Below are 15,414 nucleotides of genomic sequence, written 5' to 3'. Positions count from 1 at the left end.
CTGCAAAAACGTGATGACCTTATTTCCCGATACGACAATGGATGTGCACATGAATGAAATGTGATCAATTTGGCGTTTTTATTATATCACCCCGACTAGGATTATGAACAGTTTTGAATTTAAAATTCATTTGTTCATTCCGGTAGAGAGCGATATGACGCAACGACCCCCGTTATCCCCGGCGCCGCTGCTGCAGGTGCAGAACGTTTGCAAGCAGTATGCAGGCGTGACGGTATTGAAAGATATCAGCTTCACATTGATGGCCGGGCAAGTCCATGCCTTGCTCGGCGGTAATGGGGCCGGAAAATCGACGTTGATGAAAATCATTGCCGGGGTTGAGTCGCCGGACAGCGGTTTAATATCCATTGATGACCGGCCCTGTGAGCGTCTTACCCCGGCCCGCGCCCATCAGTACGGTATTTATCTGGTGCCGCAGGAACCCATGCTGTTTCCCAATATGACGGTGAAGGAAAATATCCTGTTTCGTTTGCCGCGGCGGCAGGCGGACGTCGGTAAATTGCAGCAATTGCTGGAACGTCTCGGCTGTGAATTATCGCTGCAGGCAGCCGCCGGAACGCTGGAAGTGGCGGACAGGCAACTGGTGGAGATCCTGCGCGGACTGATGCGCGACGCGCGTATCCTGATTCTGGACGAGCCCACCGCCTCGCTGACGCCGACGGAAACCCGGCGGCTGTTCAAACAGGTGCGGGACCTGCTGGCCCGCGGCGTCGGGGTAATTTTTATCTCTCATAAACTGCCCGAGGTCTATGCGCTGGCCCACCGGGTCAGCGTGATGCGCGACGGGGTCCTATCCCTGAGCGGTCCTATCGGCGATTTCGATACCCAGACGCTTGTCCAGGCCATCGCGCCGATCAATGGCGGCGACGGCCTATCCGCGGCGCAAAAAATGTGGCTTGAGCTGCCCGGGCAGCGGCATACCGCCGATCCGCGCCGGCTGGTGCTGGAGGCGGACCGCTTGAGCGGCGAAGGCTTCCGCCAGGTGTCATTTACCGTACATGCCGGTGAAATCGTCGGCCTGGCGGGGGTGGTGGGGGCCGGCCGCACCGAGCTGGCGGAAACCCTGTACGGCCTGCGTCCGCTGTGGGGCGGTCAACTGCGGCTGGAAGGGCGGGATATCGGCGGGCTGGGGTTGTCCCAGCGGCTTGAGGCCGGCCTGGTCTATTTGCCGGAGGACCGCCAGTCGTCGGGCCTTTATCTTGACGCGCCGCTCTACTGGAATACCGGTGCCCTGGCCGCCGAACGCCATCGCTGGTGGCTGCATCCGAAACGGGAAATGGCGGTGCTGGCGCGGTATCAACGGGCGTTGGGTATTAAATATGCTGACGGCGGCCAGCCGGCGCGTACGTTATCCGGCGGCAATCAGCAGAAACTGCTCATCGCAAAATGCCTGGAGGCGCAGCCGCGGCTGCTGATTATCGATGAGCCGACCCGGGGCGTGGATGTGTCGGCCCGCGCCGATATTTACCGTTTGCTGCGGGATATCGTGGGGCAAAACGTGGCGGTGCTGCTGATTTCTTCCGATCCGGAAGAGATAGCCCTGCTGGCGGATCGGGTTTTCGTCATGCACCAGGGGGAATTGAGCCCGCCGATGCAGGGGGAGGCCGCCACGGTGGAGCACATGATGCGCATGGCCTTCGGTTCCGGCGCCGAGGAGTCCGCCGATGCTTAAATTGCTGCAAAATAATCGCGAACTCACGGCGCTGCTGGCGATTGTGGCCCTGTTTGTGCTGCTGGGGGCGCTGGATCGCAACTATATCGGTATGCAGACATTGCTGATGATTTTCAGCAGTGCGCATATCCTAATACTACTGGCCATGGGCGCCACCCTGGTGATGCTGACGCGCAACATCGATGTCTCGGTGGGATCCATAACCGGCCTTTGCGCGGTGGCGCTGGGCCTGATGTTAAACCACGGTTTCGGATTGACGTCCGCGCTTCTGCTGACCCTGCTTACGGGCGTAGGGGCAGGGATGTTCAACGGCATATTGGTGGCCTGGTGTCGAATTCCGGCCATTGTCGCCACCCTCGGCACGCTGGGCTTATATCGCGGTCTGATGCTGCTGCTTACCGGCGGCAAATGGATCGAAAACCTGCCCGCCGGCCTGAAAGCCTTGTCAAACCCGCTCTGGTTCGGCATTTCCCCCTTCGGCTACGTGATCATTGTGCTTTTTGCCGCGCTGTTCTGGTTATGCCGCCGTACCTCGTTCGGCCGCAGCTTCTATGCGGTGGGGGATAACCTGCCCGGCGCGCGCCAGCTCGGCGTGCCGGTGGATACCGTTCGCATGGCGGCTTTTGCCGTCAACGGCTTGATGGCGGCGCTGGCGGGTATCGTCTTCGCCGCGCAAATCGGCTTCGTGCCCAACCAGACCGGCAGCGGACTGGAGATGAAAGCCATTGCCGCCTGCGTGTTGGGCGGGGTAAGCCTGCTGGGGGGGACCGGCACGGTGGCCGGGGCCATTCTGGGAGCCTATTTCCTCACCCAAATCGACAGCGTGCTGGTATTGCTGCGCTTGCCCGCCTGGTGGAACGATTTTATCGCCGGCCTGGTGCTGCTGGGCGTGCTGATTTTCGACGGCCGCCTGCGGCGGGCGCTGGAACTGAGCCGTCGGCACCAGAAGTATGCCCGTTTTATGCCCGACCCTTCGACGACGAAGCCAAAAGGCCGCAAACGCCGGTCAGGCGGAGCCAGACGCACGGCCATCGCCACCGATAAAAAGGGCGGGGTGGCCTGATGAACAGACTGAAAGAGCACGGCTGGGAAGGCGCGCTGGTGGTCCTGCTGCTGGCGGAAATCCTGCTGTTCGGCGCCGTGAATCCGCGCATGCTGGATGTGAATATGCTGCTGTTCAGTACCAGCGATTTTATCACGATCGGCATTGTCGCCCTGCCGCTGACCATGGTGATTGTCAGCGGCGGTATCGATATCTCTTTCGCCTCTACCGTCGGACTGTGCGCCATTGCGCTGGGCGTGCTGTACCAAAGCGGTCTGCCCCTGGCCCTGGCGGTTCCGCTCACTTTGCTGCTGGGCCTGGCCTGCGGGCTGCTCAATGCCGGACTTATCCTGTATACCGGGGTCAATCCGCTGGTTATCACCCTGGGCACGCTGTATTTATACGGCGGCAGCGCGCTGCTGCTGTCGGGGCTGGCGGGAGCCACCGGCTATGAGGGCATCGGCGGTTTCCCCTCGGCATTCACTGATTTCGCCAATATGACGGTGCTGGGGCTGCCGATGCCGTTATCCCTCTTTGTGCTTACGCTGCTGGTTTTCTGGCTGCTGATGCATCGCACCCGCCTGGGCAGGCAGGTGTTTGTCATCGGCCAGAATCCGAGGGTGGCCCGCTATAGCGCGGTACCGGTGGGCTCTACCCTGTGCGCGGTGTATGGGCTGACCGGCCTGGGGTCCGCCGTGGCCGCCGTACTGATGGTGTCCTATTTCGGCTCCGCCCGTTCCGATCTCGGCGGCGCGCTGTTGATGCCGGCCATCACCGCCGCGGTGCTGGGCGGGGCGAACATCTATGGCGGGTCGGGCTCGATCCTCGGTACCGCCCTGGCCACGCTGCTGGTGGGGTTCCTGCAGCAGGGCCTGCAAATGGCCGGCGTCGCCAGCCAGGTTTCCAGTGCGTTATCCGGCGCATTGTTGATTTTGGTGGTGCTAGGCCGTTCCGCCAGCCTGCATCGCGAAGCAATAACGCGTCTACTGGCCCGCCGGCTGCGCCCGCGGGTTTCTTCCTGAACCCTTCCCATGACCGATGGAGAACCAACATGGCTCATAAAATCTGGCGCAAAGTGATATTGGCGGCGGCGCTCGGCCTGGCATCGGCCAGTCTTGCCGGGGCTCAGGCCGCAGAAAGAATTGCGTTTATACCCAAGCTGGTAGGGGTGGGTTTTTTCACCAGCGGCGGCAACGGCGCCCTGGCGGCGGGTAAGGAACTGGGGGTGGACGTTACCTATGACGGCCCCACCGAGCCCAGCGTCTCAGGCCAGGTCCAGCTTATCAACAACTTCGTTAACCAGGGCTATAACGCCATCATCGTGTCGGCGGTGTCGCCGGACGGCCTGTGCCCGGCGCTGAAGCGCGCCATGCAGCGCGGCGTGAAAGTGCTGACCTGGGATTCCGATACCAAGCCGGAATGCCGTTCAATCTATATCGATCAGGGCACGCCGGCCCAGTTGGGGACGCTGCTGGTGGATATGGCGGCCAAACAGATTTCCAAGCCCCAGGCCAAGGTGGCGTTCTTTTACTCCAGCCCCACCGTGACCGATCAGAATCAGTGGGTAAAAGAGGCCAAGGCTAAAATCGCCGCCGAACATCCCGGTTGGACCATTGTCACCACTCAGTTCGGTTACAACGACGCCACCAAGTCCCTGCAAACCGCCGAAGGCATTTTGAAGGCCTACGGTGATTTGGACGCGATTATCGCCCCGGATGCCAACGCGCTGCCCGCCGCCGCCCAGGCCGCGGAAAACCTCGGCCGACACGATGTGGTTATTGTGGGGTTCAGCACGCCGAACGTGATGCGTCCTTATGTGGAGCGGGGCACGGTGAAAACCTTCGGCCTGTGGGATGTGGTGCAGCAGGGGAAAATCGCCGTGTATGTCGCCCATGAAATGCTGCAAAAAGGCGACCTGAAGGTGGGAGATAAGCTCACCATTCCCCAGGTGGGCCAGGTTGAGGTCTCCCCCAACAGCGTGCAGGGCTATCAATACGAAGGGAAAAACAACGGCATCGTGCTGCTGCCGCAGCGGGTGCAATTCGACAAGGACAATATCGGTAAATATGACTTTTAATCGGTACTCAGGAGGCCGATACCATGGCTGATTTGGATGATATCAAAGACGGGAAAGACTTCGGCATCGGCGTGGCGCAGCAGATTTCGCCGTTCTTCCTCAAAGGAAGCGGGGCGCTGGATTGGGGGATGCAGGCCAGGCTTGCGCGTATTTTCAACCCGGCATCCGGCCATACGGTGATGCTGGCGTTCGATCACGGTTATTTCCAGGGCCCCACTACCGGACTGGAGCGGATCGATTTGCATATCGCGCCCCTGTTTCCCCATACCGATGTTTTGATGTGCACACGGGGCATTTTGCGCAGCGTCGTCTCGCCGGCGGTAAACAAACCGGTGGTGCTGCGGGCTTCCGGCGCCAATTCCATTCTCGGCGAGCTGTCCAACGAGGCGGTGGCGGTATGCATTGAGGACGCGCTGCGATTGAACGTGGCGGCCATGGCGGCCCAGGTCTATATCGGCAGCGAATACGAGCACCAGTCCATCAAAAACATCATCCAGTTGGTGGATCAGGGCACCCGTTACGGTATGCCCACCATGGCGGTGACCGGGGTGGGGAAGGACATGGCGCGCGACCAGCGCTATTTCTCGCTGGCGACGCGCATCGCCGCCGAGATCGGCGCGCAAATCATCAAAACCTACTACACCGACAGCGGCTTCGAGCGGGTGGCGGCGGGGTGTCCGGTGCCGATTGTTATCGCCGGCGGTAAAAAGCTGCCGGAGCGGGATGCGCTGGAGATGTGTTATCGCGCCATCGATCAGGGCGCCTCCGGGGTGGATATGGGGCGCAATATATTTCAGTCCGCCGCGCCGGTGGCCATGTTGAAAGCGGTGCGGGCAGTGGTGCATGAGGGTGAAAACGCCGAGCGGGCCTATCAGCTGTTTTTGAGCGAACAACACTCGGCCTGACGGTCTGGGAGGGGAACGAAATGCATGTGACGCTGGTGGAAATCAATGTCAAGCCGGACCGGGTGGAGGAGTTTCTGGCGGTGTTCCGGCAGAACCATGTGGGCTCCATTCGAGAGCCGGGCAATTTGCGTTTTGATGTGTTGCGGGACGAGCAGTTGCCGAACCGTTTTTATATCTATGAAGCGTATAAAGACGAGCAGGCGGTGGCGGCGCATAAAAAGACCCCGCATTATTTACGCTGCGTGGAACAGCTGGAGCCGCTGATGACGGGCCCGCGTAAAAAAACGACGTTTGTCGGCCTGCTGCCGGAGTAAGGTGAGTAAGCACTGACTGGGGTGGCGTCAACAGGTTCGTTGCACGCTCGATGGACGTGGGCCTGTGCTGCGCCTTGTCCGGCATAGCACCCTGGTTGACATCATGCGCTGTTTGGCTTGTTAACATACAGGTACACTAACGACCAATGAGCACAGAGTGAGTGAGGCGGGACAGGATGCTGGAAGAGTAAACCGTCCGCGCCAGGACGGCGCGGATCGAGCCTCCAGGGATGGATTCACGGCGGGTTTACGATCCGGCATCCTGTCCCGCCCGGGCCCCGGTTGAGCTTGGAAGATGGCTACTCGGTTGGCTTGCGCCGATTCGACCCCATCCGGAACGCTCTCCCTTTAACAGGCCTACCTCGAGCTATGGTGATAGCGGGTCTGCTTATTTCGCCGCTGCCTCCGCTTTTTGAAACAGCCCGTTTTTCAAAATATCCTCGGCGTACAGAAAGCCGATACCCATCACCTGCTGCTGCCGGGTCAGGCCGCCCACGACGATTTGCGTGGCGTTTTCACGCGTAGTGTTGCCGCCGTCGAAGGGATTGTAATGGGTCTGTTCATGGATGATATTCAGCCAATCGGCGCCGAATTTACAGCTGCGGCCGTAAAGATAGATATGATTGATGTTCAACACATTCAGGAAATTATACAGGCTCAGGCCGACGGCCCGTGCGGCATTATTCACCATCAGGCGTATCTCGGGGTTGCCGCCGTGATATTCATTGATCAACCAGGCGGTGTCGATAGGGGTGTTTTCCAGGCCGCTGTCGGGGGTCATTTTCAACTGCATGCGGGCGCGTTTTTTCAGCGACGAAAGCGAAGCGATGGTTTCCAGGCAGCCATAGCGCCCGCAGGGGCAGGCCGCTCCGTCGGGATCGATAATCGTATGGCCTATCTGACCGCTGCCGAACAGGTTGCCGCGATAGATTTCCCGGTCGATAACAAATGACGAACCGATACCGTAATCGACATTGATAACGCAAAAATCATTGGCGCTGGCGGGATTTTGCCACTTTTCCGCCAGCGCCAGCATGACGCAATCATTGTCAAGCAGCAGCCTGGTGCCGAGTTTTTCTTCCAGCAGATAGCGCAGCTCAACGGGTTCATGCCACACCGCCTGGGGCATTCTCTCGGAAACGCCGGTACGGGGATTGACCTGGCCGTGTACCGACAGCGCGATACGCAGCGGGGTCTGGGGATCGTATTGCCGGTAAGAATGGTACTGCCGTTCAATTTCCTGCTGCAGCTGTTGCGGAGTCATGATCTCTGTTTTCAGGCGTTGCAGGGGCTGCAGCGGGCGGACCAGCCCGTCCGTCAGCACGCTTTCAATCAGAAACGGCGAAATATTCAAACACAGGATATTCCCCCGTGTCGCTATCTGATAACTGCCGCTGTTATTGCCCCGCGTATGTAAATTCACCGCTGACCGGTTCAGGTAGCCCTCGGCCAACAGTTCGTCGAGGATATTGCTCACCGCCGGGATGCTCAACTGGCTCAGGCGGGCCAGGGACGATTTACTGGCGGTTTTCTCGCGGTATAAATGGCTGATTATCACCGACTTATTATGGCTGCGCATAAACTGGTTGTTAATACCGAACAGGCTCATTCACTAAACTCACTTAACTGTATAGCGTGAAGCTTCACAGATATAGGCCAGATATTGTCCTCTATACTGCCTCCACTGGAATGTTTAATCAAAAGATTGAGTGAGGCGGATATGGCAGGTGCAGTGAAGGTGTGGCAGGAAAGCGTCTCGATTCCCACCTACCGGACCGGTGAACAGGATACCCATCCGATGTTTCTGGAGCATCGGGTCTACCAGGGATCGTCCGGCGCGGTGTATCCCTATGGCGTGATTGATACCCTGACCGGAGAGAAATCGCCGCGGGAGTATCAGGCGCTCTGGCTGGAAAATGATTACCTGCGGGTCATGCTGCTGCCTGAGCTGGGAGGGCGTATCCAGCGGGCCTATGACAAAATCAGGCAGCGTGATTTTATCTATCACAACGAGGTCATCAAGCCGGCGCTGGTGGGACTGCTCGGGCCCTGGATTTCCGGCGGCATCGAGTTCAACTGGCCGCAGCATCACCGTCCCACCACGTATATGCCGGTGGATTACCGGCTGCAAACCGGTGAAGACGGCGCCTGTACGGTTTGGCTGGGAGAAATCGAACCCATGCGCGGCCTGCAGGTGATGACCGGCTTTACCCTCTATCCGGACCGGGCGCTGATTGAAATTTCCGCGCGCATCTTTAACGGCAACGATACGCCGCGGCCGTTCTTGTGGTGGGCTAACCCGGCGGTAAAAGGGGGCGACGATCATCAAAGCGTCTTCCCTCCGGACGTCACGGCGGTTTTCGATCACGGCAAGCGGGATGTTTCCACCTTCCCTATCGCTACCGGCACTTATTATAAAGTGGACTACTCCGCCGGGGTGGATATCTCCCGTTATAAGAACATCCCGGTGCCCACTTCCTATATGGCCTACAAGTCGGATTACGATTTTGTCGGCGCCTACAGCCATAACGAGCAGGGGGGATTGCTGCATATCGCCGATCATCACGTTTCCCCCGGTAAAAAGCAGTGGACCTGGGGCAACTGCGAGTTCGGCCGCGCCTGGGATCGCAACCTCACCGACGTCAACGGTCCTTATATCGAGCTGATGACCGGTGTGTACACCGATAACCAGCCTGATTTCACCTGGCTGGATGCCGGGGAAGAGAAACGTTTTGTGCAGAATTTCCTGCCCTACAACACGCTGGGCATGGTGCAAAACGCCAGTACCGACGCCGCCCTGAAGCTGGAACGCACCGCAACCGGACTGACCTGGGGCCTGTACGCCGTGACCACGCTGCATGATTATCGGCTGGCTATCCATAGCGATGGGCAGTCGGCGCCGCTGTTCGAGACCGGCGTGAATCTCACCCCCGCCCAGGCGTTGAAACAGGATCTGGCGGGGGATTTCCCCGGCCGGCTGTCCATTCGGCTAACGGATAACCAGGGCAATATCGTGCTCGATTATCTGGAACATCAAGCCACGGACGCGCCTCTGCCGTCCCCCGCCACGCCGCCGCGTCCCGCCGCCGAGATCAACAGCGCCGACGAAGCCTGGTTTATCGGTCAGCATCTTGATCAATACAACCATGCCGGCCAGGGGGCTGACGACTATTACCGGCGCGGCCTGGCGCTGGATGCCGGCGATTATCGCTGCAACCTGGCGCTGGCGGTGAAAGAGTACAACCGCGCCGAGTACCGGCGGGCCATTGACTATGCCGATATGGCGCTGGTCCGGGCACACCGGCTGAACAAAAATCCCCTGGACGGCGGCGCCAGTCTGATCCGCGCCTGCGCCCATGAGCGTTTGGAGCAATGGGACGACGCCTATGAAGATTTTTACCGGGCAACCTGGAGCGGTAACGGCAAAGAGGGCGGATTTTTCGGCCTGGGACGTATCGCCGCCCGGCGGGGATTATGGCGGCAGGCGCTGGCCTTCGCCGATCAGGGCTTGCTGAGCAACGGCGCCCATTACGGACTGTTGTCCCTGCGGGCGGCAATGCTGCAGCGCAGCGGCCGCCTGGCGGAAAGCCTGGATTATATCGATGGGCAATTGCAGACCTACCCGCTGCATTATGTCCTGCTTGCCTTGCGCTACCTGTTTGATAATCGGCCGGAATCCCTGGACGAACTGCGGCGGGTCACCGGCGGCCGGGGCATTAACGCCCTGACCATCGCCAATACCCTGTTGTCGTTCGGCCTGCGCCAAGAAGCCCTGGCGGTGCTTGATCTGCTGGACAGCCGGGAAACCCTGCCGGTTTATCTCCGCGCCGTGCTGCTGAAGGACAGTATTCCCCATGAACAGTATCTGGCGTTGCTCGGGCAGGCGCGGGATAACTTCGGCCAATGGGTGCGGTTTCCCAATCAGCTGGCGGAAGCGGCCATGCTGGAACAGGTGCCGGAGTGTTATTTCGCCTGCTATCTGTTGGGCTGCTTTCATTACAGCAAACGCAGCTACGAACGGGCGGTAGCCTGCTGGCGGCGCTGCCTTGAGCTGGAGCCATCATTTGCCGGCGCCTGGCGCGATCTGGCGGTGTTTTATTTCAATAAGCGGCATGACCGGGCGCAGGCCGAGCACTGTTTGCAACAGGCCTTCACCTTGGCGCCCCTGGATGCGCGGCTGTTGTTTGAATGGGATCACCTGCGCAAGCTTTGTGGCGTTCAACCTGCCGAACGGCTGAGGTTGCTGTCGGCGCATCTGCCGGTGGCGCTAAAACGCGACGATCTCATTGCCGAGCTGCTGAGTTTATACAATCAGCTGGGGCAGCCGGAAAAAGCGCAGGAGCTGTTGCATACCCATGCCTTCCACCCTTGGGAAGGCGGCGAGGGCAAAGTCACCGCCCAGTATGTGATAACGCAGCTGCGCCAAGCCCATGCCCTGCTGGCGGACGGGCGGCCCCAGGCCGCTATGGCGAGCCTGGATGCGGCGCTGCATTATCCGCCGAACCTGGGGGAAGGCCGGCTGGTGGGGCAGACCGATAATGACATCGCCTTCTGGCAGGGGGTCTGCGCGGCCCGGTCAGGGGACAGCCGGCAGGCTCGGGAATACTTTCAGCGCGCGGCCCAAAGCAGCGGTGACATGAATGAGAGCCGTTATTACAACGACCAGCCGGTGGACTATCTGTTCTACCAGGGCGCGGCGCTGATGCGTCTGGGGCAACGGCGACAGGCGCGGGACATTTTCAGCCGGATGCGGGACTGGTCGGCGGAGGCCATCAGCCGGCCGGTAGAAACGGATTTCTTTGCCGTGTCTCTTCCCGACCTGGTGGTGCTGGATAGCGATCCGCAGCAAAACCATCAGCAACATTGCCTGTTCGTCAGCGCCCTGGCTTATCTGGGGCTGGGGGACGACGCCCGCTGGCAACAGCAGCGCGCCGCCTTGCTGGCTTGCAATCCCAACCATGATAAAGCGCAGATATTCTCGACGTTGGCGGACATGCTGGCCACAGAGATGCAGGACTGCTCACCACAAAACCAATAGGGTGGTCGTATGAAACACAAAAGTCAGCTTAATCTTGCCTATGTCTGGTCTATTTGTCTGGTGGCCGCCTGCGGCGGTCTGCTGTTCGGTTATGACTGGGTGGTGATAGGCGGCGCCAAGCCGTTTTATGAAGCCTATTTCGGTATCACCAATCCAGCCCAGTCCGGCTGGGCGGTGAGTTCAGCCCTGGCCGGCTGCGTGGTGGGGGCCATCATCTCCGGCACGCTGTCCGACCGTTTCGGCCGTAAACTGCCGCTGCTGCTGGCGGCGGTGCTGTTCACCGCGTCGGCCTGGGGAGCGGCCACGGCGCATAACTTCGAGGTGTTTGTGGCATTCCGGATTATCGGCGGCATCGGTATCGGCCTGGCGTCGGCACTCTCCCCCATGTATATCGCCGAAGTCAGTCCGGCGGAAAAGCGCGGCACCTTTGTGGCGGTGAACCAGCTGACCATCGTCATCGGCGTGCTAGCGGCCCAGTTGGTGAACCTCATGATAGCCGAGCCGGTTGCCGCTAATGCAGGCATGGCGGCCATTGCGCAGTCATGGAACGGTCAAATGGGCTGGCGCTGGATGTTCGGCTCCGGCGCGGTACCGGCGGTGGCGTTTTTGATTCTATTGTTTACGGTGCCCGAATCCCCTCGCTGGCTGGTGAAGGTCGGCCGCTTCGAGAAGGCGGAAAAAGTGCTGGTCAAAATCGGCAACGCCGATTATGCCCGCGCGATGCTGGCGGAAATTCGCCGCTCCATGGACTCGGACGATGCTCGGCGGGTCCGGTTGCCGCAGCTGTTCGCCCGCCGGGTCCGGCCGGTGATGATTATCGGTATCGTACTGGCGGTGTTCCAGCAGTGGTGCGGCATCAACGTTATCTTTAATTACGCCCAGGAGATCTTTGCTTCCGCCGGCTTTGATATCAACGATACGCTGAAGTCCATTGTCGCCACCGGCCTTATCAATCTTATCTTTACCATTGTCGCCCTGCCGCTGGTGGACAAGCTCGGCCGCCGCAAGCTGATGCTGCTGGGTTCCCTGGGACTGACCATTATCTATGCCCTGATCGCCGCCGCCTATGCGTTCGGTATTATGGGTATGCCGGTATTGTTGCTGGTGCTGGTGGCCATCGCCATCTATGCCCTGACCCTGGCGCCGGTCACCTGGGTATTGCTGTCGGAAATTTTTCCCAACCGGGTACGCGGCATGGCCATGGCGGTGGGGACCTTCTCCTTATGGGTGGCCTGTTTCCTGCTGACCTATACCTTCCCGCTGTTAAACGCCGCGCTGGGGGCCTCGGGCAGTTTCCTGCTGTACGGCATTATTTGCCTGGCCGGGTTTACCTTTATCTGGCGTAAAGTGCCGGAAACCAAAGGCGTTACGCTGGAGGCGCTTGAACAGCGCTTCGGCGACCAGGCGGAGCTGGATTATGCACAACATCACGCTGAATAATAACGAGATTTCCCTGCGGTGCAGACTGCAGGGGGGCGCGCTGTTAAACCTCGCCACGCCGGACGGCGTCAATATTCTACGGCCCACCATCAACCCCCTGGCCGAGCCGGGGGAGTGCGCCCTGTTTCCCATGCTGCCCATGGCGAACCGGGTGGAGAGCAACGCTTTTCACTGGCGGGGCAAGAGGATAAGCTTGCCTTCGTCGCCCTACGATGAGCGCTTTTTTCTGCACGGCGACGGCTGGCTGCGGCCCTGGACTCTGGAGCAACGGCAGCCCGACTCGGTCACCCTGGCGCTGGCATCGGTACTGCCCGGGGTCTGCAGGTATGATGCCCGGCTGCGCTATCAGCTGCAGGGCGGAACGCTGCTGGCTACCCTCGGCATCACCAATACTGACGACCAGCCCTTTCCCTTCGGGCTGGGGTTTCATCCCTTTTTTACCAAAACCCCCGCCATGACGCTGTGGTTCGAGGGCAACGGCTATTGGCCGGAACGGGAGCACCATCTGCCTGCGCCCTGGCGTGATACGCTGCCCGCCGGGTGGAACTTTTCCTCACCCCGCGCGCCGGGGGATAAATGGATCAATAATGCTTTCTCCGGCTGGCCGGGCAGGGCGGCGCTCCATGATGCCCTTGACGGCTCCATCGTCACCCTGAGCAGCAGCGCCGATATACTGATGGTCTATCAACCTGACGGCAGCGATTTTATCTGCCTTGAACCGCAGACCCACCCGGTGAATGCCCATCGCCAGCCGGGACTGCCCGGCCTGGCCATACTGGAACCGGGTGAATCCGTGACGCTGTCCATGCAAATCAGCCGCACCGTCCAGCAAGGAGCGGCTTGAAGGTTGACAAACGTTCTCGGTGTCAATAAGGCGGGGCACTGTGTCAACAAACTCACCGCTGCGTAAGGTCGTTAGCGCATCAAGGTTGCCAGAGCGGCTCGCCGCCGTTCAGCTTGCGCTCCAGGAAAAATGCCGCGCTGATCAGGGCCAGGTGGGTCAGCGCCTGGGGCGTGTTGCCCAGGGCATATCCCCGCCGGTCGAACTCCTCGGCATACAGCCCGAGGGGATTGGCATAGCTGAGCAGCTTTTCAAATTCAAAATGCGCTTCCTCCAGGCGATCGGCGCGGGCCAGGCACTCCACGTACCAGAAGGAGCAGGCGGCGAACGCCCCCTCATCGCCGGGCAGCGGATCGGAAGGGGTATCGGCATTGTTGTAGCGCCGGACCAGCCCGTCCTGCACCAGGGAGTGTTTAATGGCGTCCAGGGTGGCAAGCCAGTCGGGATCGGTGGCGCCGACGAACCGGAACAGCGGCATCAGCAGCATGGATGCATCCAGATCCCGCCCGTGGCGGGTGGCGGTGAAATGGCCCAGATCCTTATTCCAGAAGTGGGTCCAGATATCCTCGCGGATCGCCGTGCGGGCCTGATCCCAGCGCGCATAGGGCATCGGCAGGGATCGTTTCGCCGCCAGCCGCAGGGCGCGATCGATGGCCACCCAGCACATCAGGCGCGAATGCAGAAAATGCCGGGGCTCGCCGCGCATTTCCCAGATGCCGGCATCCGCCTGGTTCCAGTTTTCACACACATGATCGATCATCTTGGTGATATGTTCCCAGCCCCGGTGGGATATGGCTTCACCGTATTTATTGGCCAGGTACACCGCGTCCATCAGTTCGCCATAGATATCCAACTGCACCTGCCGGTAAGCCAGGTTGCCGATGCGCACCGGCCTTGAGCCGGCATAGCCGGACAGATGGGGTAAATCCTCCTCCGGCAGGTCGGTTTCGCTGTCCAGCCGATACATCACCTGCAGCTTATCCGGCTGGTACTGACTGTGCTCCAGACAGCGGGCAACCCACTTGATAAAGGAGGTCGCCTCTCCGGTATAACCCAGGCGCATCAGCGCATAGACGCTAAAGGAGGCATCGCGGATCCAGGAGGCGCGATAATCCCAATTGCGTTCGCCGCCAAGATGTTCCGGTAATCCGAAAGTTGCGGCGGCGGCAATGGAACCGTGGCGCAGGGAGGTCAGCAGTTTCAGCGCCAGGGCTGAACGGTTCACCATCTCCCGCCAGCGGCCTTTATAATTACCGGCGGCACACCAGTTTCGCCAGTACTGCAGGGTGGCGGTGAAACAGGCCAGATTGTCCCCCGCCGCCACGCGCTCATCCTCGGCGCTGCCGAAAACGAATTCCAGCGACTCTCCGGACTTGAGTACAAAGCGGGCCACCGCGGCATGCCCCTCGACGTGCAGCGGAACGCCGGCCGCCAGACGCAGCACCGGCTGTCCCGGCGCGCTGAAATCCACCGCATCCCCATGACGGGCGGCGCGGGTGGCGGCGCGGGCATAGTCATGCACCGGTCCGCAGCGCAGCTCAAAATTCGCCTCGCCCTGTAATACCGCCAAACGGCGGATGATCCGCGGCGTTTGGTGCGGATCGTCGCAGATCGGCATATAGTCGGTCACTTCAGCCACGCCGGCGTCGTCAAGCCAGCGGGTTTGCAGGATATTGGTATCCGGCAGATAAAGCTGCTGGCGCCGGGCATCGGGCCAGCGTGGAGCAAGACTGAAGATACCGGCGGCATCGCTGTCCAGCAGGGCGGTGAAGATCGACGGGCTATCGAGATCCGGCCAGCAAAAATAATCGATGGTGCCGTCAACGGCGACCAGCGCGCAGGTGCGTAAATCGCCGATAATGCCGTGATCGCCTATGGGCCGCGCCGCGTCGGTTTTGCGTCGTTGGGTCATGCTTGATTTCCTTTCCTGATGTCAAGAACGGGCGCATAGGCCGTCAGATGTGAAGAGTGTATGCTTAAACTATAGTGTAGCCTTTATCGGTGAGGGATCGTTTTCCGCGCCGTAGCGGCCGAAGAGGCCTTTCCGTTTTGTTCCCTGCACAGTGT

Annotated in this window: 11 protein-coding genes; 9 read left to right on the top strand and 2 right to left on the bottom strand. The window is 60.2% G+C overall.

The window, feature by feature from the left end; translation table 11 throughout:
- Window positions 1-154: 154 nt before the first annotated feature.
- The 6 genes from lsrA to lsrG are packed head-to-tail and all read left to right on the top strand — an operon-like array spanning window position 155 to window position 6,028.
- Window positions 155-1,690, top strand: coding sequence for an autoinducer 2 ABC transporter ATP-binding protein LsrA (gene lsrA, locus ACL2XJ_RS04780; protein WP_413725809.1), 1,536 nt, complete (start codon window positions 155-157; stop codon window positions 1,688-1,690).
- The gene (gene lsrC / locus ACL2XJ_RS04775; protein WP_132925090.1) at window positions 1,683-2,753 is read left to right on the top strand and encodes an autoinducer 2 ABC transporter permease LsrC; all 1,071 of its coding nucleotides are present in this window, start codon (window positions 1,683-1,685) and stop codon (window positions 2,751-2,753) included. Before lsrA ends, lsrC begins: the two co-directional genes overlap by 8 nt.
- Window positions 2,753-3,754 carry an autoinducer 2 ABC transporter permease LsrD gene (lsrD, locus tag ACL2XJ_RS04770; RefSeq protein WP_132925092.1) on the top strand — a complete coding sequence of 334 codons (1,002 nt, stop codon included), beginning with the start codon at window positions 2,753-2,755 and terminating at the stop codon, window positions 3,752-3,754. The genes lsrC and lsrD overlap by 1 nt, the downstream gene beginning before the upstream one ends.
- 29 nt (window positions 3,755-3,783) lie before the next feature.
- Window positions 3,784-4,809 (top strand): autoinducer 2 ABC transporter substrate-binding protein LsrB, encoded by a 1,026-nt coding sequence (gene lsrB, locus ACL2XJ_RS04765; RefSeq protein ID WP_132925094.1) that lies wholly within the window; start codon window positions 3,784-3,786, stop codon window positions 4,807-4,809.
- A gap of 23 nt (window positions 4,810-4,832) precedes the next feature.
- Window positions 4,833-5,714: a 3-hydroxy-5-phosphonooxypentane-2,4-dione thiolase gene (gene lsrF / locus ACL2XJ_RS04760; protein WP_413725808.1), complete on the top strand. Its 882-nt coding sequence runs from the start codon at window positions 4,833-4,835 to the stop codon at window positions 5,712-5,714.
- A gap of 20 nt (window positions 5,715-5,734) precedes the next feature.
- Complete coding sequence (gene lsrG, locus ACL2XJ_RS04755; protein WP_132925098.1) at window positions 5,735-6,028, top strand: (4S)-4-hydroxy-5-phosphonooxypentane-2,3-dione isomerase; 294 nt, start codon at window positions 5,735-5,737, stop codon at window positions 6,026-6,028.
- Window positions 6,029-6,416: 388 nt separating this feature from the next.
- On the opposite strand, the gene ACL2XJ_RS04750 is transcribed toward lsrG, so the two are convergent.
- Entirely contained in the window at window positions 6,417-7,637 is a 1,221-nt protein-coding gene (locus ACL2XJ_RS04750) for an ROK family protein (RefSeq protein ID WP_413725807.1), read from the bottom strand.
- 111 nt (window positions 7,638-7,748) lie between these two features.
- Here ACL2XJ_RS04750 and ACL2XJ_RS04745 point away from each other — a divergent pair, with 111 nt between their 5' ends.
- The 3 genes from ACL2XJ_RS04745 to ACL2XJ_RS04735 are packed head-to-tail and all read left to right on the top strand — an operon-like array spanning window position 7,749 to window position 13,350.
- Window positions 7,749-11,066, top strand: a complete 3,318-nt coding sequence (locus ACL2XJ_RS04745) for a DUF5107 domain-containing protein (protein ID WP_413725806.1) — start codon at window positions 7,749-7,751, stop codon at window positions 11,064-11,066.
- A 9-nt stretch (window positions 11,067-11,075) separates the two neighbouring features.
- Window positions 11,076-12,506: a sugar porter family MFS transporter gene (locus ACL2XJ_RS04740; protein ID WP_413725805.1), complete on the top strand. Its 1,431-nt coding sequence runs from the start codon at window positions 11,076-11,078 to the stop codon at window positions 12,504-12,506.
- The gene (locus ACL2XJ_RS04735) at window positions 12,484-13,350 is read left to right on the top strand and encodes an aldose 1-epimerase (protein WP_413725804.1); all 867 of its coding nucleotides are present in this window, start codon (window positions 12,484-12,486) and stop codon (window positions 13,348-13,350) included. The genes ACL2XJ_RS04740 and ACL2XJ_RS04735 overlap by 23 nt, the downstream gene beginning before the upstream one ends.
- 79 nt (window positions 13,351-13,429) lie before the next feature.
- Here ACL2XJ_RS04735 and ACL2XJ_RS04730 read toward each other — a convergent pair whose 3' ends face one another.
- Window positions 13,430-15,259, bottom strand: coding sequence for a glycoside hydrolase family 15 protein (locus ACL2XJ_RS04730; protein WP_413725803.1), 1,830 nt, complete (start codon window positions 15,257-15,259; stop codon window positions 13,430-13,432).
- Window positions 15,260-15,414 lie beyond the last annotated feature (155 nt).

Source organism: Sodalis sp. RH16 (genome assembly GCF_047324245.1).
In the GTDB taxonomy this organism is placed as follows: Bacteria; Pseudomonadota; Gammaproteobacteria; order Enterobacterales; family Enterobacteriaceae; genus Acerihabitans; species Acerihabitans ligni.
This window is presented reverse-complemented; position numbering and strand designations above follow the sequence as displayed.